We start from the raw sequence: 26,733 nt of genomic DNA, 5'->3' as shown, positions 1-26,733 counted from the left end.
AGGAAAACCCGCCAATGAAAACCTCCGAGATCCGGAGCCGGTTCATCGACTTCTTCGCGCGCCACGACCACACCGTCGTGCCGAGCGCGTCGCTTCTCTACAACGACCCCACCCTGTTGTTCGTCAACGCCGGGATGGTGCCCTTCAAACCCTATTTCATGGGGGAAGAACCCACCCCCTACCGCCGCGCGGTTTCTGTTCAGAAGTGTGTGCGCACCCTGGACATAGACGACGTGGGCAGGACCACCCGGCACGGCACGTTCTTCCAGATGATGGGGAACTTCGCGTTCGGCGACTACTTCAAGGAAGGCGCCATCAACTACGCCTGGGAGCTGATCACCACCGAGATCCCCAACGGCGGTCTCGGGTTTCGGCCCGACCAGGTGTGGGTGACCGCACTGCACGGCGACGAGGAGACCGTATCTCTGTGGCGGAAGGCCGGGGTCCCGCGCTGCCGCATCCAGGAGCGTGGCTTCAAGGACAACTACTGGCACATGGGGGTGCCCGGCCCGGGTGGCCCCTGCTCCGAGATCTACATAGACCGCGGACCCGAGTTCGGTCCCGACGGCGGGCCGGAGGCCGACGAGGACCGTTTCCTGGAGATCTGGAACCTGGTCTTTCAGCAGGAGGAGATCACCAACGTTACCGCCAAGGACAAATTCGACGTGGTCAAGCCCTTGGCCACGCAGAACATCGACACCGGCAGCGGCCTGGAACGCATCGCCTACCTGCGCCAGGGCGTGGCGAACATGTACGAGACGGACGAGGTCTACCCGGTCATCGCGAAGGTGGCGGAGCTCTCGGGACGCACCTACGGGGCCGACCCGGATGACGACGTGCGGTTCCGGGTGGTGGCCGACCACATACGTTCCTCGCTGATGCTGATGACCGACGGCGTCACCCCCGGCAACGAGGCCCGCGGCTATGTCCTGCGGCGCCTACTCCGCCGCTCCATTCGCGCCATGCGGCTGCTGGGCGTCGACGCCCCGGTGCTCGGTGAGCTGCTGCCCGTCAGCCGGGACGTGATGAGCGTCTCCTACCCGGAGATAAACGACTCCTGGGCGAGGATCTCCGAGGTCAGCGAACACGAGGAGGTCTCGTTCCGGCGCACCCTGTCCGCCGGAACGCAGATCTTCGATCTCGCGGTGGGACGCGCCAAGCAGACCGGGGCGAAGGAACTGCCCGGCGACGAGGCGTTCCAGTTGCACGACACCTACGGTTTCCCGATCGACCTGACCCTCGAGATGGCCGCCGAGGCGGGACTCGGGGTGGATCGTGCCCGTTTCACCGAACTGATGCGCCAGCAGAAGGAACGGGCCCGTGCCGACGCGAAGGCCAAGAAAGGCGTGGGCGCCAGCCTCGAGGCCTACAAGGAACTCCGCGAGGGTCGCGAAACCCCCTTCGTTGGATACCGGGAACTCGAACACGAGACCAAGGTCGTCGGCATCGTCTCCGGCGGCCAGGTGGTCACCTCCGCCGCCGACGGGCAGATCGTCGAACTGGTGCTGGCCGAAACTCCCTTCTACGCCGAGTCCGGCGGTCAGGACGCCGATGCGGGACGGATCACCGGTGACGGCTGGTCCGCCGATGTGCTCGATGTTCAGCGTCCCGTTCCAGGCCTGATCGTGCACCGGGTTCAGCTGCTCGGTGACCTCGGCGAGGGGGCGATGGCGCACGCCGCCGTGGATCCTGCGGCCAGGCACGCCGCGTCGCAGGCCCACACCGCCACCCACATCGTTCACGCCGCGCTGCGGGAACTGGTGGGCCAGACCGCAACCCAGGCCGGTTCCTACAACAAACCGGGCTACCTGCGCTTCGACTACTCGGCGACCCACGGCATGAGCGAGGCCCTGCGGCTGGAGGTCGAGCAACGCGCCAACCAGGCCATCCGGGACTCCTTCGACGTGACCGCCAGCCAGATGAAACTAGAGGAGGCCAAGGCCTTGGGGGCAATGGCCATGTTCGGTGAGAAATACCCGCCGATCGTGCGCGTGGTGGAGTTCGCGGGCCCTTGGTCGCGGGAACTGTGCGGCGGCACCCATGTCGCCAACACCGCCCAGATCGGGGTGCTGAACCTGCTCAGCGAATCCTCCATCGGATCCGGGGTGCGCCGCGTCGAGGCCCTCGTCGCCCAGGACGCGTTCGAACGTTTCGCCGCCGAACGGGCCCTCGTGGCCACCCTCACCGACAGCCTCCGGGTGCAACCGGAGCAGCTCGCGGAGCGGGTGGACAAACTGCTCGGCCAGCTGAAGTCGGCGGAGAAACAGATCGCTGCCCTACAGGCGGAGAAACTGCTGGCCCGATCCGGCGAACTCGCCGCAGCGGCCCGCAGGGTCGGCGACATCAGGCTGGTGGCCGAGTCCCTGCCCGGTATCGCCGGCGGTGACCTGCGAACCCTCGCCCTCGACATCCGGGAACGACTGGGGGCAGAACCCGCAGTCGTGGCGTTGTTCGGCGGCGGGAGCAGAAAGGCGACCGGTGTGGTGGCCACCAACGCGGCGGCCCGTGACCTGGGTGTTCGCGCCGGCCAGCTGATCTCCGCGGCCTGCCGCGCCATGGGAGGCAAGGGCGGCGGTAAGGACGACCTCGCCCAGGGCGGCGGTTCCGACCCGGCAGCGGCCCCGAAGGCGATCACCGCGGTCGAGGAGATGCTGGCCGATCGTGGCTGAGCTGGGGCGCCTCGGGATCGACTGGGGCAAGGCGAGGATAGGTGTCGCGGCCAGCAATCCGCGCACATCGTTCGCCTATCCCGTGGAGACGGTTCGCTCGGACGGTTCGGAACTGAAACGACTCAGGGAACTGATTGAGGAGTACGAACCCGAACTGGTCTACGTGGGGCTGCCACTGACCCTGTCGGGGGAGCGTTCCTTCGCTGCTCAGTTCGTGGTCGAGAGGGCGTCCCTGCTCGCCGCGGTGGTGCCAGGCGTGCCGCTCAGGCTGGTTGACGAACGGATGAGCACCGCCGGGGCGTCACGTAGTCTTGGGGGAGCGGGCCGCAACTCCCGGCAACAACGGCGGATCATAGATCAGGCCGCCGCCGTGGAGATCCTGCAGCGCGCGCTGGATCTGGAAACGGCCTCCGGTCGGCTGGCCGGGGAACCACTGGAACAGGAGGATCTGTGAGTCCCACTTTCGTCGACAACGACGGTCAACCGGACTGGCGCAAGATCGGATATCACGCCCGCAGCGCGTTCGCGGTTCTGCTGTCGGCCGTGGTGCTGTTCGGCGGCGGCTGGTTCGTCGTCCACAAGGCTCACGAGGCGTGGGTCTCCTGGCGTACCGAAAGCGATTACATCGGTGAGGGCAAGGACGAGGTGGTCGTGGTGATCCCGAAGGACGCCACCGTCACGCAGATCGGCGACGTTCTCGTGGAGAACGGCGTCATCAAGTCCACCCGCACCTTCCGCTCGGTGGTCGGGCGCCAGACGGGGTCGGATTCCAAACTCCAGGCGGGGCGTTTCCGATTGCGTACCGAGCTGCCGGCCGAGACCGCACTGAAGATGCTGCTCGACCCAGCCAATAAGGTGGCTCTGAAGGTGACGCTCCCCGAGGGGCGGGTCCAGGTGCAGCAGTGGGAGATCCTGACCAAGGAACTGGGGCTCACCGAGGAGCAGCTGACCGAGGCGTCGAAGTCCAGCGAACTGAAACTGCCCAGCTGGGCAGGTGGCAGCGGCAAACTGGAGGGGTTCCTCTTCCCGGAAACCTACGAGGTGGCCGAGCCGGTGACCGCGCTCGGGGTCCTGAAACAGCAGGTGGAACAGTTCGACAAGGTGACGGGCGCCATCAGCCTGGAGTCCCGCGCCAAGGACATCGGCAGAAGCCCGTACGAGGTCCTGATCGTCGCATCCATCGTGGAGAAGGAGGCGGCACGCGCGGAGGACAGACCCAGGATCGCGCAGGTGGTCTACAACCGGTTGGCGAAGAACCTGCCCCTGCAGTTCGACTCCACGGTGCACTACGCGATCGGGCAGTTCGACCGTGTCACCACCACCGAGGGAGACCGGGCAACGGATTCGCCCTACAACACCTACAAGGTCAAGGGTCTACCACCCACGCCGATCTCGAACCCGGGACAGTCCGCCATCGAGTCCGCTCTGGCACCGAGCGGCGAGAATTTCTTGTACTTCACCACCGTCGACCTGGACACCGGAGAGACCAGGTACTCGACGGACGAGGCAGGTCACGCGGAGAACGTGAAACTGTTTCAGCAGTGGTGCCAGTCCCATTCAGGACGCTGCACGTGAAACGCTGCGCAGTCATTGGGGACCCGGTGGAGCACTCGCTGTCGCCGGCGATTCACCGCGCGGGCTACCGGATCAACGGCCTCGACTGGAGCTATGAGGCGATTCGGGTCGCTCCCGGAACGCTGCCGGAGTTCGTCGCATCCCTGACGGATCCCGGATGGGTCGGGCTGAGCGTCACGGCACCCCACAAGAAGGACCTGCTCGGGCTGGGCGAACCGGATTCGATCTCCCTCATGGTCCAAGGGGGCAACACGATTCTCCTGGGTGAGGAACCCCGTGTGTACAACACCGATGTGCCGGGGTTCATCAAGGCTTGGCGGAATCGTGGTCTGGAGGGCATTTCCACGGCGGTCATCGTAGGCAACGGCGCCACCGCGCGTTCCTTGTTGGTCGCGCTGTCGGGGCTTTCGGTTCGGGAAGTGACGGTGCTGGCCCGGGTTCCCTCCCGGGCTGCGGCGCTGTGTGAGCTGGGAATCTCCCTCGGGATCGACATCACTGCGCAGCCGATGGACGCTTCGTTCCGGGACGTCGATCTGTTGGCCAGCACCGTTCCGACCTCCGCGACGGCGAAGTGGGCCGGCTCCTGGGCGGAACGGGCCGCGGTGTTGTTCGATGCCGTCTATGATCCCTGGCCCACCCCCTTGGCCAGTGCTGCCGATCCTGATCAGCCGGTGATCACGGGATTGGAACTGCTGGCCGGACAGGCCGTGGACCAGTTCCGGCTCCTGACGGGATGCGAGCTGAGTTTCCAGGAGGCCCTGTCCGCGGCCACGGCCGAACTCGAGGCCCGGCGGCGCAGCTGACACAATTGCCCCCATGCTGCGTTACCTAACGGCCGGGGAGTCACACGGCCAGGCTCTGATAGCGACGATGGAGGGCGTCCCGGCCCATGTCCGCGTTGGGGAACCCGAGATCTCCGCCGCCTTGGCCAGGAGACGCCTCGGGGCCGGGCGTGGGGCGCGCATGAAATTCGAGGAGGACTCCGTGACCCTGCTGGGCGGGTTCCGGCACGGCGAAACCCTCGGTTCCCCGATTGCCATCATGATCGGGAACACGGAATGGCCCAAGTGGGAAACCGTGATGGCACCCGGCGAGGTGGATGCCGGGCGGCTCGCCGCCCAGGCCCGCAACGCCCCGCTCACCCGCCCCAGGCCAGGCCACGCCGACCTGGCCGGGATGCAGAAGTACGCCTTCCCCGAGGCGCGACCCATCCTGGAACGCGCCTCGGCCCGGGAGACCGCGGCGCGGGTGGCGCTTGGCGCGGTGGCCGCGGCCTTCCTGGACCAGGCGCTGGGAGTCAGCATCGTCAGCCACGTCGTCGAACTCGGTGGGGTCCGTGCGAGACGCACCGATCTACCCGTGGCCGCGGACCTCGCGGCCATCGACGCCGACCCCACCCGTTGCTTCGACGCGGCGGCGGCAACGGCCATGGCGGCGCAGGTCGAGGAGTGCCGCAAGGCGGGTGACACCCTAGGCGGGGTGGTTGAGGTGGTTGTGTGGGGTCTGCCCCCCGGTCTCGGTTCCCACATCCAGGGGGATCGCCGCCTCGATTCCCGGCTCGCCGGTGCCCTGATGGGCATTCAGGCCATCAAGGGGGTGGAGTTCGGCGACGGTTTCGAACTGGCCAGGCGCCGCGGCTCCGCTGCCCACGACGAAATTCTCCCCAGCGACAAGGGCATCACCCGCGCCACCCGCAACGCGGGGGGCGTGGAGGGGGGCATGTCCACCGGCGAAGTGCTCCGGGTGCGTGCCGCGATGAAACCGATAGCCACCGTCCCCCGGGCGCTGCGCACCGTCGATGTCTCGACGGGGAAGCCCGCGGTGGCCCATCACCAACGCTCCGACGTGTGTGCGGTGCCTGCAGCCGGGGTGGTGGCCGAGGCCGTGACCGCGCTGGTACTGGCGGAACTTGCCCTCGAGAAATTCGGCGGGGACTCCGTAGCGGAGACCCGCCGCAACCGGGACGCCTACCTCGCCGACGTCGCCGCCCGCGGCCTGGGAGTGCGGCGGTGACCATCGTGCTCGTCGGCGCCCCCGGCGCGGGGAAGACCACGGTCGGGGCGGAGCTCGCGGATCTGCTGGGAAAATCCTTCGTCGACGTGGACGCCCGGATCGAGGAGGTGGTGGGCAAGCCCGTTGCCGAGATCTTCGCGGATGACGGTGAGGCCCGTTTCCGTGCCCTGGAGGAATCGGCCACCCTCGAGCTGCTGGAAACCGGGGAGGTCGTGAGCCTGGGCGGGGGAGCGGTCATGAATCCCCGGATCCGCGAGGCCCTGGCGGGGCACGACGTCATCTGGTTGGAGGTTTCCATCCGGCAGGCCTCCCGCCGCGTCGGGCTCAACACCGTGCGGCCGCTGTCGCTCGGCAACATCCGGGGAAGGCTGATAGAGCTGCTCCGGGAACGCACCCCCGTCTACGAGGCGGTTTCAACCACCCGCGTAAACACCGACCGGAGCAACCCCAAGAGGATCGCCGCGGAACTCGCCGAGACCAGGAGACAGCCGTGATCGTGCCAGTGAACAGCCGCATCGCCCCCTACCAGGTGCACATCGCCCCCGGTGCGTTGGAACGGCTCGGTGAATCGCTCGGCGACGCCGCGCGGGTGGCGGTGATCGTCCCCGAACCTCTGAGGGCCCTCGCGGAACAGGTTGGGAAACACTGCCCGGGCCGGCGGGTGACCACGATCACCGTTCCCGACGCCGAGGCAGCCAAAACCCCCGCGGTGCTGGAGAGATGCTGGGACGAACTGGCCGCGGCCGGGTTCACGCGCAGCGACCTGGTGGTCGGGCTGGGTGGCGGCACTGCCACCGACCTCGCGGGGTTCGTGGCCGCCAGCTGGCTGCGCGGGGTCGATTTCATCAGCATCCCGACCACGGTGCTCGGCATGGTCGACGCGGCTGTCGGGGGGAAAACCGGCATCAACCTGGCGACGGGAAAAAACCTGGTCGGGGCCTTCCACGAGCCGCGAGTCGTGATCTGCGACCTCGATCTGCTGCGGGAACTGCCCGGCACGGAGGTGGCATCCGGGCTGGCCGAGGTGGTCAAGTGCGGTTTCATCTCGGATGCCGGGATCCTGCAGCTGGTGGATTCCGATCTCGGCGGCGCCCTCGACGTCACATCGGACACCTTCGCGGAACTCGTCGGTCGCGCCGTCGCGGTGAAGGCCGGGGTGGTTGCGGAGGATCTGACGGAACGCACATCCAGTGACGGCAACATCGGCAGGGAGGCCCTGAACTACGGGCACACGATGGGGCACGCCATCGAGGCGCACGAGGGTTTCCGGTTGCGCCACGGCCAGGCCATTTCCATCGGCATGGTCTGGATCGCGGAGGTCAGCCGACGGTTGCTGGGGCTGGACGCCGCCCTGGCCGCCGACCATTCCCGGCTGCTCGGGGCCCTCGGCCTGCCCGTCACTCACGATCCGGAGGCCTGGCACGGGCTTCGTCGTCTCATGAACCTGGACAAGAAGTCCCGCGGCGACGACCTGCGGTTGGTGGGACTCGCCGCCCAGGGGCGGCCGGTGATCCTGGAAAGCCCGGATGAGAGCGAACTCGCCGAGTCCTACGCCGTGGTTTCCGGGCGGGGGTAGGGCTCGGGTAAGATTCCGCGACGGCCCGTGCAAGCAGAGTCGGAAAGGCAACAGGCGTGGTATCCACCAATGATCTCAAGAACGGAATGGTGCTCGACCTGAACGGTGAGCTGTGGCAGGTGCAGTGGTTCCAGCACCACAAGCCGGGCAAGGGCAACACCGTCGTGCGATCGAAACTGAAGCACGTGCTCTCGGGCAAGATCATCGACAAGACCTTCAACTCCGACACGAAGGTGGACACCGCAACCATCGACCGCAGGGACATGCAGTACCTCTATCTCGACGGTGAGGACTACGTGTTCATGGACAACACCACCTACGACCAGGTCCACATCTCCGCCGACGTGGTGGGTGAGGCCCGTTTCTACCTGCTCGACAACCAGTCCGCGACCGTGGCCATGCACGAGGGCATTCCCCTTTTCATCGAACTGCCCGCCAGCGTGGAACTCGAGATCACCTACACCGAACCCGGCCTGCAGGGGGACCGGTCCACCGGAGGCACCAAACCCGCCACCCTGGAAACCGGCAAGGAGATCCAGGTTCCCCTGTTCATCACCACCGGCGAGAAGATCAAGGTCGACACCCGCGACGGGTCCTACATATCCCGGGTGAATGGCTGAGACCGTCCGCTACGGCACCCAGACGAAGGCCCGGCGGGTCGCCCTCGACGTCCTGTACGCCGCCGAGCTGCGGGGCCGGGGTATCGTCGAGACCTTCATCGAGGCCAGGGACTTGACCGCGATCACCGTGCGCGAACTGACCACGAGGATCGTCCACGGTGTGGCCGAACACCAGGAGGAGGTCGATGCGCGCATCTCGGCCGCTCTCGACAAATCCTGGACCCTGGAACGCATGCCCGCCGTCGACCGCAACCTGGCGAGGATCGCGATCTTCGAGATGGATCACACCGACACCCCCGGGCCCGTCGTCATCGCCGAGGCGGTGAGGTTGGCGCAGGAACTGTCCACCGACGGTTCACCCGGTTTTCTCAATGGCCTGCTCAGCAAGGCCCTTTCAATCAAAGAAACAAACTCCTGACCCCCGATTTGGAGCGAACATGAATCCCCTTCCCGCGCTGCTGGTTCTAGAGGATGGGCGTTCATTTTTCGGGAGATCCTTCGGAGCGGAGGGGGAGGCCTTCGGGGAGCTGGTCTTCTCCACCGGGATGTCCGGCTACCAGGAAACCCTGACCGATCCCTCCTACCGGGGCCAGGTGGTGCTGGCCACCGCCCCGCACATCGGGAACACGGGCTGGAATGACGAGGACGACGAGTCGGCCCGGATCCAGGTGGCGGGTTACGTGGTGCGTGACCCGGCGCCCCGGCCGTCGAACTGGCGCAGCCGCAGGAGCCTCGACGCGGAACTCGCGAACCAAGGAATCGTCGGGATCTGCGACATCGACACCCGGGCCCTGACCCGCCACATCCGCTCCCTCGGGGCGATGCGGGTCGGGATCTCGACCCGCGAACTGAACCCGGACAGGCTGCGCGCCAAGGTGCTGGAGCAGCCCGTGATGGCGGGCGCCGACCTGTGCGGTGAAGTCTCCACACCCGAGGCCCGGATCGTTCCCGCGGTGGGGGAGCGGCGTTTCACGGTGGCGGCCGTGGACCTCGGCATCAAGGGCATGACCCCGGCGCAGATGGCGGGCCGCGGCATGGAGGTGCACGTCCTGCCCGCGTCGACGAGTTTCGAGGAGATCGCCGCGCTGGAACCCGACGGGGTTTTCTTCTCCAACGGCCCCGGCGACCCGGCCACCGCCGACGGCCCGGTGACCGTGCTGAGGCAGGTGCTCGCCGCGGGCATCCCGTACTTCGGGATCTGCTTCGGCAACCAGCTGTTCGGGCGCGCCCTCGGGTTCGGCACCTACAAGCTGAAGTTCGGACACCGGGGCATCAACCAGCCGGTGTTGGACCGCACCACCGGGAAAGTCGAGATCACCTCACAGAACCACGGGTTCGCCGTCGATGCCCCCCTGGACCGGGTGGTGGACACCGAGTTCGGGCAGGCCAGCGTCTCTCACACGGGCCTCAACGACGACGTCGTCGAGGGCCTCGAACTGCGCAGGGACGGGAAACTGGTGGCATTCTCCGTCCAGTACCACCCGGAGGCCGCGGCAGGGCCGCACGACGCCAACCACCTCTTCGACCGCTTCGCCGACCTCATGAGGAGCAGGGATGCGCGCTGAGCGGTACGAGAACCGGATCCTCACCCCCACCGAGTCATCCCAGGAGAGCCATGCCCCGTCGAACTGACATCTCGTCGATCCTCGTCATCGGCTCCGGCCCCATCATCATCGGCCAGGCCTGCGAGTTCGACTACTCCGGCACCCAGGCCTGCCGGGTCCTGAAGGCCGAGGGATTCCGGGTGGTCCTGGTCAACTCGAACCCGGCCACGATCATGACCGATCCCGACTTCGCGGACGCCACCTACATAGAACCGATCACCCCGGAGTTCGTGGAACGCGTCATCGCGCAGGAACGCCCCGACGCACTCCTGGCGACCCTGGGCGGCCAGACCGCGCTCAACACAGCCGTCGCGCTGCACGAGAAAGGTGTACTGGAGAAATACGGCTGCGAACTGATCGGCGCATCCTTCGAGGCGATCCAGCGCGGCGAGGACCGGGAACAGTTCAAGGCCATCGTCGAATCCCTGACCGGCATTCCCGGGGGCGCCCCCGAGGTTGCCCGGTCCCGGGTCTGTCACAGCCTGGAGGAGGTGATGGCCGCGGCCGGCGAGCTCGGCTATCCGGTGGTGGTGCGTCCCTCCTTCACCATGGGGGGAGTCGGCTCCGGGCTCGCCCACGACCCGGAGGAGCTGCGGCAGATCGCGGGAACCGGCCTGGCGGCCAGCCCCGTCACCGAGGTGTTGATCGAGGAGTCGATCCTCGGCTGGAAGGAATACGAACTGGAGGTCATGAGGGACAAGGCCGACAACGTCGTCATCGTCTGTTCCATCGAAAACTTCGATCCGATGGGTGTCCACACCGGTGACTCCGTGACGGTGGCCCCGGCCATGACCCTGACGGACCGCGAGTACCAGCGGATGCGTGACGTCGGAATCGCGATCATCCGCGCGGTCGGGGTGGACACGGGCGGCTGCAACATCCAGTTCGCCATAAACCCGGACGACGGTCGCATGATCGTGATCGAGATGAATCCCCGCGTCTCGCGGAGTTCTGCGCTCGCGTCCAAGGCCACCGGTTTCCCGATCGCGAAGATCGCCGCCAAGGTCGCGGTCGGATACACCCTCGACGAGATCCCCAACGACATCACCCGGGTCACCCCCGCATCCTTCGAACCCGCCCTCGACTACGTGGTGGTCAAGGTTCCCCGGTTCGCCTTCGAGAAATTCCCGGCGGCGGACTCCACCCTCACCACCCATATGAAATCGGTCGGGGAGGTGATGTCCATCGGCCGCAACTTCACCGAGGCCCTGGGCAAGGCCATGCGCTCCACCGAGACCGGCACCGGGTTCTGGCTCGACAGGGCTGATGGGAATCTGGAAACCTTGCTGACGGAACTGAGGCGCCCCCACGACGGGCGGGTGTTGAAACTGATGGACGCCCTCGACGCGGGCGCCACGGTGGAACAGCTCCACGAGGCCACCCGGATCGATCCCTGGTTCCTCGATCAGATCGCCCTGATCCAGCAGGTCGGCGCCGAGGTGCGAGAAGCCGACCATCTGTCCCCGGAGCTGCTGCGCCACGCGAAACGCCACGGCCTGTCGGATGTTCAGATCGGCCGGCTCAGGGGACTCGACGAGAGTGTCATCCGGCAGCTCAGGTGGGCCCTGGACATCCGCCCGGTCTACAAGGCCGTCGACACCTGCGCCGCCGAGTTCGAGGCCCTCACTCCCTACCTGTACTCCACCTACGAGGAGGAGTCGGAGGTGCCGGCGCGCACCAAACAGGCGGTCCTGATCCTGGGTTCCGGGCCGAACCGGATCGGCCAGGGAATCGAGTTCGACTATTCCTGCGTGCACGCGACCATGGCGCTTCGCGACGCCGGGTACGAGGCGATCATGGTCAACTGCAACCCCGAGACCGTCTCCACCGATTACGACACCTCGGACCGACTCTACTTCGAACCGCTCACGGCCGAGGATGTCCTGGAGGTCTACCACGCCGAGACCCTGGCCGGCCCTGTTGCGGGCGTCATCTGCCAGCTCGGCGGCCAGACCCCCCTGAAACTCGCGCAGACCTTGAAGAACGCCGGGGTGCCGATCGTCGGCACCTCACCGGAGGCCATCAACCTCGCCGAGGACCGGGGCGCGTTCGGGAGGGTGCTGGCGAACGCCGGGTTGCCCGCCCCGAAACACGGAATGGCCGCCTCGGCGGCGGAGGCCAAACGGGTCGCCTCGGAGATCGGCTATCCGGTGCTGGTGCGCCCCAGTTTCGTGCTGGGCGGGCGCGGCATGGAGATCGTCTACGACGCCGCCGCCCTGGACCGCTACATCGCCGGGGCCACGGAAGTCAGCGACGGCGCCCCCGTGTTGGTGGACCGGTTCCTCGACGACGCCGTCGAAATCGACGTGGACGCCTTGTACGACGGCGAGGAACTGTACCTGGGCGGGGTGATGGAACACATCGAGGAGGCCGGGATCCATTCCGGGGACTCCGCCTGCTCGCTGCCGCCGATCACGCTGGGCGACGAGATGATCGAACGCATCCGGAACTCCACACGCCTGATCGCCGAGGGAGTGGGGGTGCGAGGCCTGCTGAACATCCAGTACGCCCTCCAATCGGACATCCTCTACGTGCTGGAGGCGAACCCGCGGGCCTCCCGGACGGTTCCTTTCGTCTCCAAGGCCACCAACACCTCGCTGGCCAAGGCGGCCGCCCGGATCATGCTGGGGGCCTCGATCCGGGACCTCCGCGGCGAGGGCCTGCTGCGGCCCACCGGGGACGGCACCGACATGCGTCCCGGTTCCCCCGTGGCCGTCAAGGAGGCCGTGATGCCTTTCAACCGGTTCCGCACCGCATCAGGTACCTTCGTGGACACCCTTCTCGGCCCCGAGATGCGTTCCACGGGCGAGGTGATGGGTCTCGACCTCAGCTTCGGCACCGCCTATGCGAAAACCCAGAGCGCCGGCGGGTTCCCGGTTCCCAGCGAGGGAACCGTGTTCGTCTCCATCGCGAACCGGGACAAACGCCACGCCATCTGGCCCATCAAACGCCTGGCGGACCTGGGATTCCGGATCCTAGCGACCTCCGGGACCGCCTCGGTGCTGCGTCGCAACGGCGTCGCAGTGCAGGAGGTGAGGAAACTCAGCCAGCGCGTGGAGGGAGACAACACCCCCTCCATCGTCGACCTGATCAAGAACGGCGGGATCGATCTGATCTTCAACACCCCTCAGGGCGCCAGCGCCGACACGAACCCACGGAAGGACGGTTACCTGATACGCGCCGCCTCGATCCTGGCCGACGTCCCCTGCATCACCACGGTCCCGACGATGGCGGCGATCGTGCAGAGCATCGAATCGAAACGGGCCGGACACCTTGAGGTCCGTTCCCTCCAGGACTGGGCGGCCCGGTCATGACGAGCCTGTTCACCCGGGCCGAGCTGGCCGCCTACCAGAAGCTGCTGCGCCCGATCCTGTTCCGCTGGGCCGGAGGCGATCCGGAGGCGATCCACGAGGCCATGATCTCCTGGCTCGGTCACGTGCCAGCCACCCGCTCCGCCCAGGTCGCCAATCCCGTCACCGTCGCGGGAATCGAGTTTCCGAACCGGGTCGGGGTGGCCGCTGGACTTGACAAGGATGGGGTGGCCGCCGCGGCCTGGGCACGATTCGGTTTCGGCCACGCGGAGCTGGGAACCGTGACGGGACAGGCGCAGCCCGGCAACCCTAGGCCGCGGATGTTCAGGGCCCGGGCCTCGCGGGGAGTCATCAACCGGATGGGATTCAACAACCGCGGCGCCGACGCCCTGGCCGACCGACTCCTGAAACTCGGGGTGCAGCGAGGCAACCGCAGGCTCGGCATCCCGCTCGGGGTCTCGATTGGCAAGACCAAGGCCATCGCGCTGGTGGACGCCGCCTCGGACTACCTGGCCTCCCTGGATGCGCTGCGGGACCACGCCGACTACTTCGCCGTGAACGTCTCCAGCCCGAACACCCCGGGGTTGCGTTCCCTCCAGGCCGCGAAGGAGCTGGAACAACTCCTGGGATGCATCGTCGAGTCGGCCTCGCAGGGAACCGATCCCATTCCGGTTTTCGTGAAGCTCGCCCCCGACCTGGAACCCGGCCAGCTGACCGAGACCGTCGCCGTGATCCGCGACTGCGGTGCGGCGGGAATCATCGCCACCAACACCACCCTGAGCAGGGAGGGCCTGGCCGCGGACGACAGGCACCTCGCCGGCGAGGAGGGGGGACTCAGCGGAGCTCCCCTGACCACCAGGGCCTTGGCGTTCGTCGAACGGGTGGTTTCCGTCACCGACCTTCCCGTGATCGGGGTCGGAGGCATCATGTCGCCGCGCGACGGGATGCGGATGTTCGAGGCCGGGGCCGTCCTGCTCCAGATCTACACGGGTTTCATCTACGCCGGCCCCGCCCTAGTGCGGGGCCTCAACGACCTCCTGAGGTGCGCATGAGCTACGCGGGAAAACTCTCGGAGACAACCACGCGACGCGGGAATCTCTGCGTCGGCATCGACCCGATGCCATCGGTCCTGGCCGCCTGGGGGTTGACGACGGATGTGAAAGGGCTCGAGGCCTGCGCCCGGGGAATCGTGGAGGAGCTGGGGGAGCGGATCGCGGTCTTCAAACCGCAGTCGGCCTTCTTCGAGGCCTTCGGTTCCCGAGGGGTCGCGGTGCTGGAGCGGGTGTTGGCGGACATCCGCGAGGCGGGGGCCGTCAGCCTGCTGGACGTCAAACGCGGCGACATCGGCTCCTCCATGACCGGGTACGCGACCGCCTACCTGGGGGATGGGTCACCGCTGGCTGCTGACGCCGTCACACTCAGCCCCTACCTCGGGGTCGGGGCGTTGCTGCCCGCCATCGATCTGGCCGTCGCGCAGGGCAGGGGGGTTTACGTGCTGGCACGCACCTCCAACCCGGAGGGAACGAGGATCCAGCATCACACGGCCCAGGTCGTGATCGACGAGATCACCGGACTGAACCCGGGCCGGGACCACGCGATCGGGCTGGTGGTGGGTGCCACCCACAGCGACCCGAGCTGCGATCTCACCGGTTTCAACGCCTCGATACTGGCACCCGGCATCGGCGCTCAGGGTGGCACCGTCGAGGGTTTGGCGGAAACTTTCGGGCCGGCGCTGGGTCACGTGCTGCCGACCGCCAGCCGTGAGGTGATCGGCGGTGGCCGTGACGAGCTTCATGCCCGGGCCACGAGACTGCTGGAGAAGGTGTCGTTGATCAAAATGTGATGCTCTCCGGGCCATCGATTTCTTGATTTTCCAAGCATCGGAAACACAAGAAGGGTAGATTTGTCAAGCAGGGGCATGAAGCCCCCGCGAGGCCGGTCACTTATCCACGAAGGAGGACCGATGGCCATTCCGCAACTGAGCACCGAACAGCTCGAATCGGCACGTGCCGCTGCGACGGAGGCGAGGCGCGCCCGGGCACAGCTCAAGGATCAGGTCAAGTCTGGTGCCCTCACGCTTCCCCAGGCCCTTGACCGGGCGACGGGGGACGAGGTCCTTTCCCGTGTGAAGGTGGTGGATCTGTTGCGCGCCCTACCCCGCGTCGGGGTGACGCGGTCCCAGGAGATCATGGAAAGCCTCGACATCGCACCGAACCGCCGTATCCGCGGCCTGGGTCGACATCAGATCGACCGGTTGAAGGAACTCTTCTCCTAGCCGGTCCCGCGGACCCCTTGGAGTTCACGTCAGGATGGGGTGGCGTGGCGAGACACCGACATGACGGTTCTCGCTGCGCCATTTTCCTATTGCGCAGCCTCTAGGATCGTTGGGTGCGTTCACCCAGACAACCTTCGGTTTGGATCATCTCCGGTCCCAGTGGCGTCGGCAAGGGCACCGTGTGTGCAAAACTGCGCGAACTGCGCCCCGGCATCCACATCCCTGTTTCCCTGACCACCCGGCAGCCGCGGCCGGGTGAGATCGACGGAATCAGTTACCATTTCGTCCCCGAGCATCGGTTCCGGGAGATGGCGGCTTCCGGTCAGTTGCTGGAACACGCGGTAGTTCACGGCAGATACAGCTACGGCACGCCCCGCAAGGATGTCGCCGATGCGATCGCCGCGGGGAGGGATGTGCTCCTGGAGATCGACATTCAAGGTGCGCGCCAGGTGAAGCGAAACCTCCCGGAGGCGAAGCTCGTGTTCATCGCGCCGCCCTCGTGGGAGGAACTCGTCAAGCGTCTCGAGGGACGGGGCACCGAGGACGCCTCACAGGTGGAACGCAGGCTCACGACGGCCCGGGTGGAGCTGGAGGCCCAGGAAGAAGCGGACTTCGTGGTCGTGAATGACCGGATCGAGGACACCGCCCAGGCTTTGATAGTCTTGATGGGCTTGTGACCGCAAGCCATCACTCGACCCTGCAGAGGTAGATCTTGAGCACCAATCCTGAAGGCATCACCAACCCCCCGATCGACGATCTGCTGGAGAAGGTGGATTCCAAGTACCGGCTGGTGATCTTTGCAGCCAAGCGGGCGCGGCAGATCAACGCCTACTACTCCCAGCTCGGTGAAGGGCTCCTGGAGAACGTCGGCCCGCTGGTCAGTGTCGCACCCCAGGAGAAACCGCTCTCCGTCGCCCTGCGTGAACTGCAGGACGACCTCCTCCAGTACACCCAGATCGACCCGGAGGCCGAGGCCGCCGAACGCGCCGCCGCCGAGGCCGACCCGGCGTTCACTTTCGTGGACCCGTTCGCCGAACTCGACGCCAACTCCCCCTCTTGATCCAAAGAACATTCCGGGAAGGAGCTCAGTCTTGAGCCGTCTGTTCACGTCCGAGTCAGTAACCGAAGGGCATCCCGACAAGATCGCTGACTCCATCTCCGATGCTGTCCTGGATGCCCTCCTTGCGGAGGACCCGGCTTCCCGGGTGGCGGTCGAGACCCTGATCACGACCGGGCTGGTGGTGGTTGCCGGTGAGGTGTCCACCACCGCGTGGGCGGATGTCGCGACCCTGGTCCGGCAACGCATCCTGGAGATCGGCTACAACAGCTCCCGGGTCGGGTTCGACGGGGCTTCGTGTGGGGTGACGGTGGCCATCGGATCCCAGTCACCTGACATCGCCGGTGGTGTGAACGATTCCTTGGAGGTTCGCAACCACGAGGACGGGGACGCCGCCAGCCGCCAGGGGGCCGGTGACCAGGGCCTGATGTTCGGTTACGCCTGTGACGAAACCGAGCAGTTGATGCCTCTGCCCATCCACCTGGCCCACAGGCTCGCGGCCCGCCTGACCGATGTCCGCAAGCAGGGGCTGCTCGACTACCTGTGTCCCGACGGCAAGACCCAGGTCACGGTCCGCTACGAGGAAGGAAAACCCGTCGGCATCGAGACCGTCGTGGTTTCCACACAGCACGACGATGGCGTCTCCCTGCCTGACGTGATGACCCCGGAGATCATCCGCGAGGTCATCCTTCCCGTGCTGGACGAACATGGGTACGACGGGGCCGCTGCCCGGATCTTCGTGAACCCCTCGGGCAAATTCGTGGTCGGCGGCCCGATGGGTGACGCGGGCGTCACGGGGCGGAAGATCATCGTCGACACCTACGGGGGCATGGCGCGGCACGGCGGGGGTGCGTTCTCCGGCAAGGACCCATCCAAGGTGGACCGCTCCGCCTCCTACGCCACCCGATGGGTGGCCAAGAACGTGGTGGCCTCGGGGCTGGCCGAGCGCTGCGAGGTCCAGGTCGCCTACGCCATCGGCCGGGCTCATCCGGTCGGTTTCTACCTGGATACCTTCGGGACCGGGAAAGTACCCAACGAGCAGATCGTGGATGCGGTGAACACCACCTTCGACCTGCGGCCCGCCAGCATCATCGCCGACCTCGACCTGCTGCGCCCCATCTACCGGCAGTTCTCCACCCTCGGGCATTTCGGACGCACCGAGGCGGACGCCACGTGGGAGCGCACCGACCGCGCGGAGGCACTGGCGAGGGCGGTGAAGGGCTGAGCGTGTCGGCCACGCTGTTCGAGGTTCCGGCCGTCGAACAGGTCGCCAAGGTGGCGGTCGACGTCCCGCTCGCGCATCTGGATCGTCTCTTCGACTACCGTATCCCCGGGAAACTTCTTGAGGACGCCCGCCCGGGGGTGCGGGTCACCGTTCCCTTCGCCGGACAGGTGGTGGACGGCTGGCTGGTTTCCGTCGGTGCCCCGGAGACCGGCGGGAAACTGGCCGATCTGCGTTCGGTTATCTCCCCGGAACCGATCCTGACCACAAGGCTCTTCGATCTGATCCGGGCGGTCGCCGACCACTACGCGGGAACCTGGTGGGATGTGGCGCGCTTGGCGATCCCGCCCCGCCACTCGAGGATCGAGAAGCAGGAACAACGTACCTGGCCGGTTCCCGGGCCCGGGGGAATGCCGGAGATCCTGCCGGGTTTCCCTGGAGGACCCGAACTGCTCACAGCACTGGCGGAGGGCGGCGCCCCGCGTGCCTTCTGGCAGGTTCCGTGCGTCGCCGGCCCGCCGGGGGATCTCACCGGAGGCGTGCTGGAAGCTGTTTCGGCGAGCTTGGCCTCGGGACGCGGGGCGCTGGTCCTGTTCCCGACGATCCGGGGCATGGAGGCCGGCGCCGCCCGGCTGGAGCGGCTCCTGGGACAGGGTTGTGTGGCGCGGCTCAGCTGGGAACTCAGCAGGGGGTTGCGTTACGAGAACTACCTGGCGTGTTCACGCGGCCGGGCCAGGGTAGTGGTGGGAACCCAGTCGGCGGTTTTTGCCCCCCTGCCCGATCCGGGCCTGATAGTGGTGGTTGACGACGGCAACGAGGGACACTGCTTCGAGCGGTTCCCCCGCCCGCACGTGCGTTCGGTCGCGATGATCCGGGCCGTTCAGGATGGCTGCGCACTACTTCTGGCCTCCCATGCCCGTTCTTGCGAGGCGCAGGGACTGATCGAACGCCAATGGCTCCGAGAACTGGCCCTGCCGTCGCGGGAAATGCGCCGTATCGGACCGGCGCTCCGGTCGGTGCCCGAGACCCAGCAGAGCAATCCCGGCGGAACCCGGCTGCGGCTTCCCCGTCAGGCCTTCGAACACCTGCGGATCCGGCTGGCCTCCGGGCCGGTACTGGTCTCCGTGGCCCGGGCCGGGCATTCCCCGGGTCTTCGCTGCGCGCGGTGCCGGGCGAGGGCGACCTGCCCCCGGTGCGGTGGCCCGCTGCTCCGGCCCTCGCGGGACCAGCTGCTCTGCCGTCTGTGCGGACACACCCCGGTCCGGTTCGAGTGCACCCGCTGCCACGCCACCGGGCTGCGTGCCCCGATCGCGGGTTCGGAACGCACCGCGGAGGAACTGGGAAGGGCCTTTCCCGGGGTGCGGGTGATCAACTCCTCTGCGGAACGGATCCGTTCCGGGATACCGGAAGAGCCGGCGATCGTCGTCGCGACCCCCGGCGGGGAACCCGGGGTTCCGGGCGGCTACGCGGGTGCCTTGATCCTCGACGTGGAACTGGCCCTGTCGCGTGCGGACCTGCGCGTCGGTGAGGAAACCCTGCGCCGTTGGTGCCAGGTGGCCTGCCTCGTACGACCCGCGGTTGACGGGGGAGGACTTCTCATCGTCGGGCCACCGGAGGAACCTGCGGTCCAGGCGCTGCTCCGGGCCGATCCAGGGGGATTCGCTGCCCGCGAACTTGCCGATCGTGCCGCTGCCGGCCTGCCCCCGGCTGTCAAAGCGGTTCAGGTTGGTGGCGACCCGGATGCGGTGGCGGCTTTCCTGGACAACGATCCGTTCACTGGCGCCGAGGTGCTGGGACCCACCCTGACACGGGAGAATCCCGACCCGGAGGCGATGTCGTTGCTGCGCTGCCCCCTGGAGGAGGGACGCGAACTGGTGAGGGCCGTCAAGCATGCGGCCGCCATCCGGTCGGCCCGCAAGGAGGGCGGCCGACTGTTCCTGCAAGTCGATCCGATGACCCTCACGTGAGGAGGAAACCATGAAACTGGTGTTCGCCGGCACCCCCGGGGTGGCCGTGCCGAGCCTCGACGCCCTGATGGATTCGAGACACGAGGTGGTGGCGGTGGTCACTAGGCCGGACGCCACGGCGGGCCGCGGGCGTCGGCTCACCCCCTCGCCGGTCGCGATCCGGGCCGCGGAGCTTGGACTCGAAGTCCTCAAACCCGCTCATCCCCGGGACCCGGATTTCCGGTACCGACTGGGGGAACTGGCCCCGGATGTGTGCGCGGTGGTTGCCTATGGTGCCCTGCTGCCCACCTCGGTCCTCGAGATCCCGGCTCACGGCTGGATCAACCTGCACTTCTCCCTGCTGCCCAGGTGGCGTGGGGCGGCCCCGGTGCAGCGGGCCGTGATGGCGGGCGATCCCGAGATCGGAACCTCCTGTTTCCGTATCGTCCGGGAACTCGACGCGGGGGACGTCTACCGGATCGCGGCCCGTCCCATGCCGGAGGCCACCGCAGGGGAGCTGTTCGAACTGCTCGCGGTCTCGGGTGCTGCCCAGCTTGTCGAGACCATCGACGCCGTCGAGGCGGGCGAGGCCCCCGTGCCCCAGGAAGCCGTCGGGGTGACACGGGCCGCGAAGATCACGGTGGAGGAGGCGCGGGTGGATTTCACCCGGCCGGCGGCCGAGGTCCGCAACCACATCCTCGGATGCTCCCCGGAACCGGGGGCTTGGTGTGGACTGAACGGAAAACGGCTCAAGCTGTACCGGGCGCGGCTCGCCGATGCCCAGTTCACCCCGGCACCCGGTGAACTGCACGTGACCAAACGCCAGGTCTTCGTCGGGGCGGGTGAAGGTGTTCTCGAGCTGCTGGAGGTCCAGGCCCCGGGCAAACGGCGAATGGCGGCCATCGACTGGGCCCGTTCCGGTGCCGCGTCGGGGAGGCTCGTGTGAGCGGGGGGCTGTCTCCTCGGAGGGTCGCGTTCGACGTGCTGAGGCAGGTGAGTGGTGAGGGCGCCTACGCGAATCTGGCGCTCGCCAAACGGCTGACCCGGGCGGGCCTGGAAACCAGGGACGCGGCCTTCGTCACGGAACTCGTTGCCGGTACCTGCCGCCTGCGGGGCACCTATGATGCGATCATCGAGTCCGCCTCGGGACGAGGCCTGAAAACCATGCAACCCGCGGTGGTGGACCTGCTGCGGCTGCTCGCTCATCAGGCACTTGGCATGGCCGTGCCCGCGCGGGCAGCCGTCGCCGCCACCGTGGGACTGGCCCGCGACACCGTCGGGCAGCGGGTCACCGGCCTGGTCAACGCCGTCGGGCGCCGGATTGCCGCGCACGACCTCCAGGAGTGGGTGGAGCTGCTGAGCGAGGGCCTCGACGAGACGGACAGGCTGGCGATCAGGACCCACCACCCCCGCTGGATCGTTGCGGCCTACGAGAAGGTGCTCCAGGAAAACGAGGTCGCCCAGGCTCTGGAGGCCAACAACCTGGCACCGAGACCAACCCTCGTGATGCGTCCCGGACTTGCGGAGGTCGAGGAACTCGCTCCCGCCGTCCCCACCGTGTACTCGCCCTTCGGGGCGGTTCTCGACGGGGCTCCGGGCGACCTGGCGGCGGTCAGGGAAGGCCGGGCCGGCGTGCAGGACGAGGGTTCGCAACTGGTGTGCCTGGCCCTGACCCGGGTGGAGGCACCGAGCGGGCCGTGGCTGGATCTGTGCGCCGGTCCCGGTGGGAAGTCCGCGCTCCTGGCGGGGCTGGCCAGGCAACGGGGGGAACACCTCGTCGCCAACGAGGTGGCCGCGCATCGCGCGAAACTCGTTGAACAGGCCCTGGCGGTCTACCCACCTGGAACAGCGAGCGTCATCTGTTCAGACGGGTGTGACCCGGAACCGGTCAGGCGGCACGCTCCTTTCGCCAGGATCATGGTGGACGCCCCCTGCAGCGGCCTGGGGGCGCTGCGTCGCCGCCCCGAGGCCCGGTGGCGCCGCACACCGGCCGACCTGGCGGAACTCGTCTCGTTGCAACGCGCTCTGCTGGAAACCGCCATCGGTCTGCTGGTTCCCGGGGGAGTGGCCGCCTACGTGACCTGCTCACCCCACGCGGATGAGACCGCCGCCATCGTCGAGGCGGCCCTGAAAAACAACCCACATATGGAACTTCTGGATGCAGCAGCCCTGCTTCCTGAGGTGCCCGGTGCCGCCCGGGGCGGGTACGTGCAGCTGTGGCCCCACCGCCACGGAACCGACGCCATGTTCCTGGCTCTGCTTCGTGGCACATCCTGAACATCGCTAGGCTTCGGGCATGCGCATCACCCCGAGCATTCTGAACGCCGACTTCGCCAATCTCCGACACGAAATCGGACGGATACCGGGGGCGGACGGGGTGCACGTGGATGTCATGGACAACCATTTCGTGCCGAACTTGACGATCGGGCTTCCCGTGGTCGAATGCCTGCGCAAGGTGACCGATCAGCTCCTGGACATTCACCTGATGATCGAGGACCCGGACCGCTGGGCCCCGGCCTACGCCGAAGCAGGGGCGGAGTCGGTTACCTTCCACGTAGAGGCGGCCCACGCCCCGATCCGGCTGGCCCGGGAGCTGCGGGCCCGTGGGGCGAGGGCGTCGATGGCCCTCAAACCCGCCACCCCGATCGAGCCCTACGCCGAGATGTTCGACGAATTGGACATGGTGCTGCTCATGACCGTCGAACCCGGTTTCGGCGGGCAGAAATTCCTTGATCTCGTGCTGCCGAAGATCCGCCGGACCCGGGAACTGATCGGGGATCGCCCGATCTGGTTGCAGGTCGACGGCGGGGTCTCGGTGGAAACGATCGGGCGCTGCGCTGAGGCGGGCGCTGACACCTTCGTGGCCGGCTCCGCGGTCTACAACGCCCCCGATCCGGACGCCATGGTGCGGGAACTGCGTGAGCTGGCCGACTCCGCGTGGTGCTGCTGAATCAGCCCGGTTCGTCGCCCCGGTCACGGAGGTAGCGTTCGAACTCCGCGGCGATGGAGTCGCCGGTGGCGCCCTCCACATCGGAGGCGTCGCGGGCCTCCTCCAGTTGTTCGATGTACTCGGCCACGTCGGGATCCTCGGCGCTCAGCTCATCCACGGCCTGCACCCACTTGCCGGCCTCACTGAGCAGGTCACCAGCCCCGAGGCTGGCGCCCAGGACCTGCTCCATGCGGCTGAGCAGGGCGTGCTGGCCTTTCGGGTTCGGGGGAGTGGCGACGTAGTGGGGAATGGAAACCCACATGGATGCGCTGGGGAATCCCTCGGCGATCAGCATCTGGTTGACCACGCCCGTGATGCCGGTCGGACCCTCGTAGGTGAGTTCCTCGATGGCGAGGCTGCCCTTCAGCTGCGAGTCGTAGGTGTACATGGCTACGGGAAGGGGACGCGAGTGTGGGGTGTCGCTGAGCATGGCTCCCAGCAGCAAAACCATCGACGGCTCGTAGCGTTTCAACCGCTGAACCAGCTCACGGGAAAAGCTGCGCCACAACTGGTTGGGTTCGGGACCGACCACGATGATCAGGTCGCGTTCCGGTAGGCGCACCCGCTGGAGGGTGATGTGGGGCCATTGGATCCAGGGCCCATCGGGGGAACGGCGCAGGATCGGACGGGTCACCTGGAAGTCGAAGTAGTGTTCGGCGTCGATGGTCTCGAGTTCGGACGAGGGGTAGTGCTCCATCAGGTGTAGCAACGCGTCGCTGGCCGCGTTGGCCGCGTCGTTCCAACCGCTGAAGGCGATCACGACGGCCGGGTTTTTGAGGTCCTCGGGCCGGGGGTGCTGCATCCTTCCAGTCTATTGGCCCTGCCGGTGACCTCAAACCGGGCGGGTCGGCAGCGATTGACAGGGGTGTTGACCGGGATTTATGCTCGCCAAGGAGTTTGGGGGGATCAACTCTGTTGCATGGGGCATTCCGTCAATTTCCGAACAATGTTCGACGCCGAGCCGGAAAGGCGCCCATGAAATTGCTGAAACGCATCGTGTTCGGCATGCTCGCCGCCCTTGTCACGGCCGTCAGTGGCATTGTTCTCATCCCGCGGCCGGCGCAGGCCGACTACGCCACCGGCGGCCGAGGCTATTTCGTCAAGTCCGTGGTCTGGGCCGAGTGGGGGAACAAGGGCGACATCATTCCCGCTTCGGGGCTCACGAAAACCCAGTACACGCAGGTCGGCAGCACAACGCTCGCTCTCGAATGCACTTTGTCACAACCGGATTCCGGCAGTGGGTACGGATACAATCAGAACACCACGCTGGATGTCTGGACCGCGGGAAGCTGGCGGAAGGACGGTTTGGACGACCTCTACAACCGTGGCGGCACGGGCACCAACAATCGGATGACCAATGCCATTCACACCAAATATGCCAAGACCACGGTCAGTTTCAAGGTTTCCTGCTCGGCCATCGTTTCCGGCCCGGGTTTCCCAGCGGGAGGGCAGCGTGTTCCGGTGGACGGAATGGTCGTTGCCGATGCCGAGTCCAGCGACCCGAATCCCGACGAATACATCAAGGTGGAAACCAGCAGCAATGCCCAGTGGCGGGTCCTGGACCGGATTCGCGACAGCGGTTGCACATCGACGACGCTGGCCCAGCAAAGCACATCGGGAGGATCACGAACCCTGACGCTTCTCCCGGGAGGCGTGACCTGTCCCAACACCGGCCCCACCGTCGCCATGGTTGCCAGCAATGTCTCCGAGGCAACCATCACGATGTTCGGTCAGGGACAGGCGGCAGCAGCCGTGGGCGCCGTCATCAACCTCGACTACGGCGATGCCCCCATCAGCTACGGAGCCGCAGCCGCGCAATACCTGACGGGCTGGAACGGTTCATCACTTCCCGACGGCACCACAGATGCCTTCAGCACCAGACTGGCATGGCCACCCAGGAACCCCGACGTGATGCTGGGCAGACGCATAGACCCCGAACCGGTCAACCCCGTGAACGGTGACGGCACCCAGGACGACAAGAACCCCGCCAGTCCGAATGACGAGGACGCCATATCGGGAACACCGCTCTACCACGTGATACAGGGCGGGGGAACCGCCACCCAGGAGATCGTCTGCACGGGCCGAGGACACAACCGCGGCTGGGTGGACTGGAATCGCAACGGGGTCTTCGATGAGGCGGAGGCATCCGACACGGTGCAGTGCGCCGGGGGCAGAGCCACTCTCACCTGGTCCATCCCGCAGGATGCGGTCACCGGGAACAGCTACCTGCGGCTGCGTGCCGCCGCCGCGGCGGATTCCCTGACGAGCCCTACGGGATTGACCGTCACCGGGGAGGTCGAGGACCACAAGGTGCAGATCAGCACCTATGAACTCGAGATCTCCAAGACCTCCGACGCCCTGGTCGGGAAGAAGTTCGCGGGCGACGAGGTGACATACACCGTCACAGCGAAGAACCCGAGCAGAACCCCTTTCACCAACACCAGCCCGGCCTACGTCTTCGACGACCTGAGAGGAGTACTCGACGACGCCACCGTGATCACGGGCTCCCTGCAGGCCACCGTCGGGAACAGCAGCCGCGGTGACGTGGTCTTCGACTCGAACACGAGCAGGATCGCATGGCGGGGCACGCTGGCCCCCAACGAAACGCTCACCCTGACCTATCGGGTGCGCCTCAAGGTCGGGGGAGACCGTGACCTGCGCAACGTCGCCTGGGGACAGGCGGGTGTTGCCACCCCGGCGACGAACGTGACCTGCGAGAACCGCACAGCCGAGGGACGTGACGGATCGACGAACCACCCCTGCGCCGCCGAGCGGTATCAGCTGATGTCGCTGCTGAAGACCTTCCAGAACAACTACGACCCGGCCCCGAACGCCGCGGACTGGACACTGACCGCTACCGGAAACTTCGGTGGCGAAACCGGCGACACCGAACGCGTCGTCCCGGGGAACACCGCCGTCACCAACGCGAACACCTTCGTGGTGCCAGTAGGGGAGTCCTTCCAGTTCAAGGAAAAGGCGGCTCCGGAGGTCATGAAGGGATACGAGTTCCTAAACCCCGGAGTGACCGCCGTAGGTGGGAACCAGGTGGAACTCGTCAACAGGGACAAACCCGCCTCCGCCAAGTGGACCAAAACCGACAGCGAAACCGGCGAGCTGATCGGGGAATCCGAGTGGACACTGAAAGGTCCCACCGCCCCCGGCGGACTGGTGATCACCGACTGCATCGCCGCCGACCGCAGCCTGTGCACGGGACCGGACAAGGATCCCGGGGCGGGTTCCTTCCTGCTGGAGGAACTGAAATGGGGGGAGCACACACTGACCGAGGTCGCGCCACCACCCGGGTACGTGCTGTCGAACTTCTCCGAGCAGATCGTCCGGCTCAGCAGCACCGACACCGGCTCCGAACCTTTCGAGATTGGCGCGATCCCCAACGATCGCCTGCCGGGATCCATCTCCTGGCGGAAGACGGAATCGGGAACGACGAACCCACTGGCAGGCTCCGTCTGGAAACTGACGAACGCCTCGGGAGCGACCATCACCGACATCACGGACTGCGTCGCTCCGGGCAGCTGCACGGGACCCGACCAGGATCCCGCACCCGGGTCGTTCCGGGTCGAGAGGTTGTCGTGGGGCACCTGGACACTCACGGAGACCGGTGCGCCGCTGGGCTACCTGTTGACCACACGGGAGGAAACCCTCCAGATCGGCTCGCAGGCCGTGCACCAGACGGTGAAGGATCCGTTCGAGAACACCCGTGCCCCGGTCCCGGTGCTGCCGTTGACCGGGGGCACACCGAGCGACATCTACCACTACTCGGGGGGCGGCCTGTTGATCGTCGCAGCCGCGCTGGTCCTCCTCAAACGTTGCCGGAGGAACAAGCACTCGTGATCCCGCAACCTGAACGGGACCACACGC

General features: G+C 66.9%; 23 protein-coding genes. 22 read left to right on the top strand and 1 reads right to left on the bottom strand.

Going from position 1 to position 26,733, the window contains the following annotated elements; all coding sequences use genetic code 11:
- The first annotated feature begins 14 nt into the window (after positions 1-14).
- The 21 genes from alaS to rpe all read left to right on the top strand — a co-directional run bounded on the left by alaS (position 15) and on the right by rpe (position 22,818).
- Positions 15-2,669 (top strand): alanine--tRNA ligase, encoded by a 2,655-nt coding sequence (gene alaS / locus EL272_RS07830; protein WP_061786956.1) that lies wholly within the window; start codon positions 15-17, stop codon positions 2,667-2,669.
- Complete coding sequence (gene ruvX, locus EL272_RS07825) at positions 2,662-3,123, top strand: Holliday junction resolvase RuvX (protein ID WP_014846654.1); 462 nt, start codon at positions 2,662-2,664, stop codon at positions 3,121-3,123. The genes alaS and ruvX overlap by 8 nt, the downstream gene beginning before the upstream one ends.
- On the top strand, positions 3,120-4,244 hold the full coding sequence (gene mltG, locus EL272_RS07820) for an endolytic transglycosylase MltG (RefSeq protein ID WP_014846653.1): 1,125 nt from the start codon (positions 3,120-3,122) through the stop codon (positions 4,242-4,244). Before ruvX ends, mltG begins: the two co-directional genes overlap by 4 nt.
- Entirely contained in the window at positions 4,241-5,047 is an 807-nt protein-coding gene (locus tag EL272_RS07815; RefSeq protein WP_014846652.1) for a shikimate dehydrogenase family protein, read from the top strand. The genes mltG and EL272_RS07815 overlap by 4 nt, the downstream gene beginning before the upstream one ends.
- A gap of 13 nt (positions 5,048-5,060) precedes the next feature.
- Entirely contained in the window at positions 5,061-6,257 is a 1,197-nt protein-coding gene (gene aroC / locus EL272_RS07810; RefSeq protein WP_014846651.1) for a chorismate synthase, read from the top strand.
- Positions 6,254-6,751, top strand: coding sequence for a shikimate kinase (locus EL272_RS07805; protein WP_014846650.1), 498 nt, complete (start codon positions 6,254-6,256; stop codon positions 6,749-6,751). Before aroC ends, EL272_RS07805 begins: the two co-directional genes overlap by 4 nt.
- The gene (aroB, locus tag EL272_RS07800; protein ID WP_014846649.1) at positions 6,748-7,833 is read left to right on the top strand and encodes a 3-dehydroquinate synthase; all 1,086 of its coding nucleotides are present in this window, start codon (positions 6,748-6,750) and stop codon (positions 7,831-7,833) included. The genes EL272_RS07805 and aroB overlap by 4 nt, the downstream gene beginning before the upstream one ends.
- Positions 7,834-7,889: 56 nt before the next feature.
- Positions 7,890-8,453 carry an elongation factor P gene (gene efp / locus EL272_RS07795; RefSeq protein WP_014846648.1) on the top strand — a complete coding sequence of 188 codons (564 nt, stop codon included), beginning with the start codon at positions 7,890-7,892 and terminating at the stop codon, positions 8,451-8,453.
- Complete coding sequence (nusB, locus tag EL272_RS07790) at positions 8,446-8,871, top strand: transcription antitermination factor NusB (RefSeq protein WP_014846647.1); 426 nt, start codon at positions 8,446-8,448, stop codon at positions 8,869-8,871. Before efp ends, nusB begins: the two co-directional genes overlap by 8 nt.
- A gap of 19 nt (positions 8,872-8,890) precedes the next feature.
- On the top strand, positions 8,891-10,018 hold the full coding sequence (gene carA / locus EL272_RS07785) for a glutamine-hydrolyzing carbamoyl-phosphate synthase small subunit (RefSeq protein WP_014846646.1): 1,128 nt from the start codon (positions 8,891-8,893) through the stop codon (positions 10,016-10,018).
- Positions 10,019-10,068: 50 nt separating this feature from the next.
- Positions 10,069-13,371 (top strand): carbamoyl-phosphate synthase large subunit, encoded by a 3,303-nt coding sequence (gene carB / locus EL272_RS07780; RefSeq protein WP_061786957.1) that lies wholly within the window; start codon positions 10,069-10,071, stop codon positions 13,369-13,371.
- Positions 13,368-14,420 (top strand): quinone-dependent dihydroorotate dehydrogenase, encoded by a 1,053-nt coding sequence (locus EL272_RS07775; RefSeq protein WP_014846644.1) that lies wholly within the window; start codon positions 13,368-13,370, stop codon positions 14,418-14,420. The genes carB and EL272_RS07775 overlap by 4 nt, the downstream gene beginning before the upstream one ends.
- Positions 14,417-15,211, top strand: coding sequence for an orotidine-5'-phosphate decarboxylase (gene pyrF / locus EL272_RS07770; RefSeq protein WP_014846643.1), 795 nt, complete (start codon positions 14,417-14,419; stop codon positions 15,209-15,211). The genes EL272_RS07775 and pyrF overlap by 4 nt, the downstream gene beginning before the upstream one ends.
- Positions 15,212-15,331: 120 nt before the next feature.
- A complete protein-coding gene (gene mihF / locus EL272_RS07765; protein WP_014846642.1) occupies positions 15,332-15,643 on the top strand; it encodes an integration host factor, actinobacterial type in 312 nt (103 codons plus the stop codon).
- 113 nt (positions 15,644-15,756) lie between these two features.
- Positions 15,757-16,320: a guanylate kinase gene (gene gmk, locus EL272_RS07760; protein WP_014846641.1), complete on the top strand. Its 564-nt coding sequence runs from the start codon at positions 15,757-15,759 to the stop codon at positions 16,318-16,320.
- A 32-nt stretch (positions 16,321-16,352) separates the two neighbouring features.
- Positions 16,353-16,703, top strand: a complete 351-nt coding sequence (gene rpoZ, locus EL272_RS07755) for a DNA-directed RNA polymerase subunit omega (RefSeq protein ID WP_095532219.1) — start codon at positions 16,353-16,355, stop codon at positions 16,701-16,703.
- Positions 16,704-16,734: 31 nt separating this feature from the next.
- Entirely contained in the window at positions 16,735-17,925 is a 1,191-nt protein-coding gene (gene metK / locus EL272_RS07750; RefSeq protein ID WP_014846639.1) for a methionine adenosyltransferase, read from the top strand.
- 2 nt (positions 17,926-17,927) lie between these two features.
- On the top strand, positions 17,928-19,889 hold the full coding sequence (locus EL272_RS07745) for a primosomal protein N' family DNA-binding protein (protein ID WP_014846638.1): 1,962 nt from the start codon (positions 17,928-17,930) through the stop codon (positions 19,887-19,889).
- A 10-nt stretch (positions 19,890-19,899) separates the two neighbouring features.
- Positions 19,900-20,814 carry a methionyl-tRNA formyltransferase gene (fmt, locus tag EL272_RS07740; protein ID WP_014846637.1) on the top strand — a complete coding sequence of 305 codons (915 nt, stop codon included), beginning with the start codon at positions 19,900-19,902 and terminating at the stop codon, positions 20,812-20,814.
- The gene (locus EL272_RS07735) at positions 20,811-22,145 is read left to right on the top strand and encodes an RsmB/NOP family class I SAM-dependent RNA methyltransferase (RefSeq protein WP_061786958.1); all 1,335 of its coding nucleotides are present in this window, start codon (positions 20,811-20,813) and stop codon (positions 22,143-22,145) included. Before fmt ends, EL272_RS07735 begins: the two co-directional genes overlap by 4 nt.
- A gap of 19 nt (positions 22,146-22,164) precedes the next feature.
- The gene (rpe, locus tag EL272_RS07730) at positions 22,165-22,818 is read left to right on the top strand and encodes a ribulose-phosphate 3-epimerase (RefSeq protein ID WP_014846635.1); all 654 of its coding nucleotides are present in this window, start codon (positions 22,165-22,167) and stop codon (positions 22,816-22,818) included.
- A 1-nt stretch (position 22,819) separates the two neighbouring features.
- Here the strand turns inward: rpe and EL272_RS07725 are convergent, their stop codons facing one another.
- Entirely contained in the window at positions 22,820-23,659 is an 840-nt protein-coding gene (locus tag EL272_RS07725) for a PAC2 family protein (RefSeq protein ID WP_014846634.1), read from the bottom strand.
- A 173-nt stretch (positions 23,660-23,832) separates the two neighbouring features.
- Between EL272_RS07725 and EL272_RS07720 the strand changes: the two genes are divergently transcribed.
- The gene (locus EL272_RS07720; RefSeq protein WP_014846633.1) at positions 23,833-26,706 is read left to right on the top strand and encodes a CshA/CshB family fibrillar adhesin-related protein; all 2,874 of its coding nucleotides are present in this window, start codon (positions 23,833-23,835) and stop codon (positions 26,704-26,706) included.
- Positions 26,707-26,733 lie beyond the last annotated feature (27 nt).

The sequence above is a fragment of the Arachnia propionica genome, from assembly GCF_900637725.1.
Taxonomy (GTDB): domain Bacteria; phylum Actinomycetota; class Actinomycetes; order Propionibacteriales; family Propionibacteriaceae; genus Arachnia; species Arachnia propionica.
The sequence above is the reverse complement of the archived record's forward strand: the minus strand, read 5'-3'. Positions and strand labels throughout refer to the sequence as shown.

Bases quoted from the DNA above. Each gene is read 5' to 3' on its own strand.
- pyrF (WP_014846643.1), top strand. From the start codon at position 14,417: ATGAGCTACGCGGGAAAACTCTCGGAGACAACCACGCGACGCGGGAAT.
- mihF (WP_014846642.1), top strand. From the start codon at position 15,332: ATGGCCATTCCGCAACTGAGCACCGAACAGCTCGAATCGGCACGTGCC.
- alaS (WP_061786956.1), top strand. From the start codon at position 15: ATGAAAACCTCCGAGATCCGGAGCCGGTTCATCGACTTCTTCGCGCGC.
- EL272_RS07725 (WP_014846634.1), bottom strand. From the start codon at position 23,659: ATGCAGCACCCCCGGCCCGAGGACCTCAAAAACCCGGCCGTCGTGATC.
- fmt (WP_014846637.1), top strand. From the start codon at position 19,900: ATGAAACTGGTGTTCGCCGGCACCCCCGGGGTGGCCGTGCCGAGCCTC.
- rpe (WP_014846635.1), top strand. From the start codon at position 22,165: ATGCGCATCACCCCGAGCATTCTGAACGCCGACTTCGCCAATCTCCGA.
- EL272_RS07720 (WP_014846633.1), top strand. From the start codon at position 23,833: ATGAAATTGCTGAAACGCATCGTGTTCGGCATGCTCGCCGCCCTTGTC.
- aroC (WP_014846651.1), top strand. From the start codon at position 5,061: ATGCTGCGTTACCTAACGGCCGGGGAGTCACACGGCCAGGCTCTGATA.
- carA (WP_014846646.1), top strand. From the start codon at position 8,891: ATGAATCCCCTTCCCGCGCTGCTGGTTCTAGAGGATGGGCGTTCATTT.
- nusB (WP_014846647.1), top strand. From the start codon at position 8,446: ATGGCTGAGACCGTCCGCTACGGCACCCAGACGAAGGCCCGGCGGGTC.
- EL272_RS07775 (WP_014846644.1), top strand. From the start codon at position 13,368: ATGACGAGCCTGTTCACCCGGGCCGAGCTGGCCGCCTACCAGAAGCTG.
- carB (WP_061786957.1), top strand. From the start codon at position 10,069: ATGCCCCGTCGAACTGACATCTCGTCGATCCTCGTCATCGGCTCCGGC.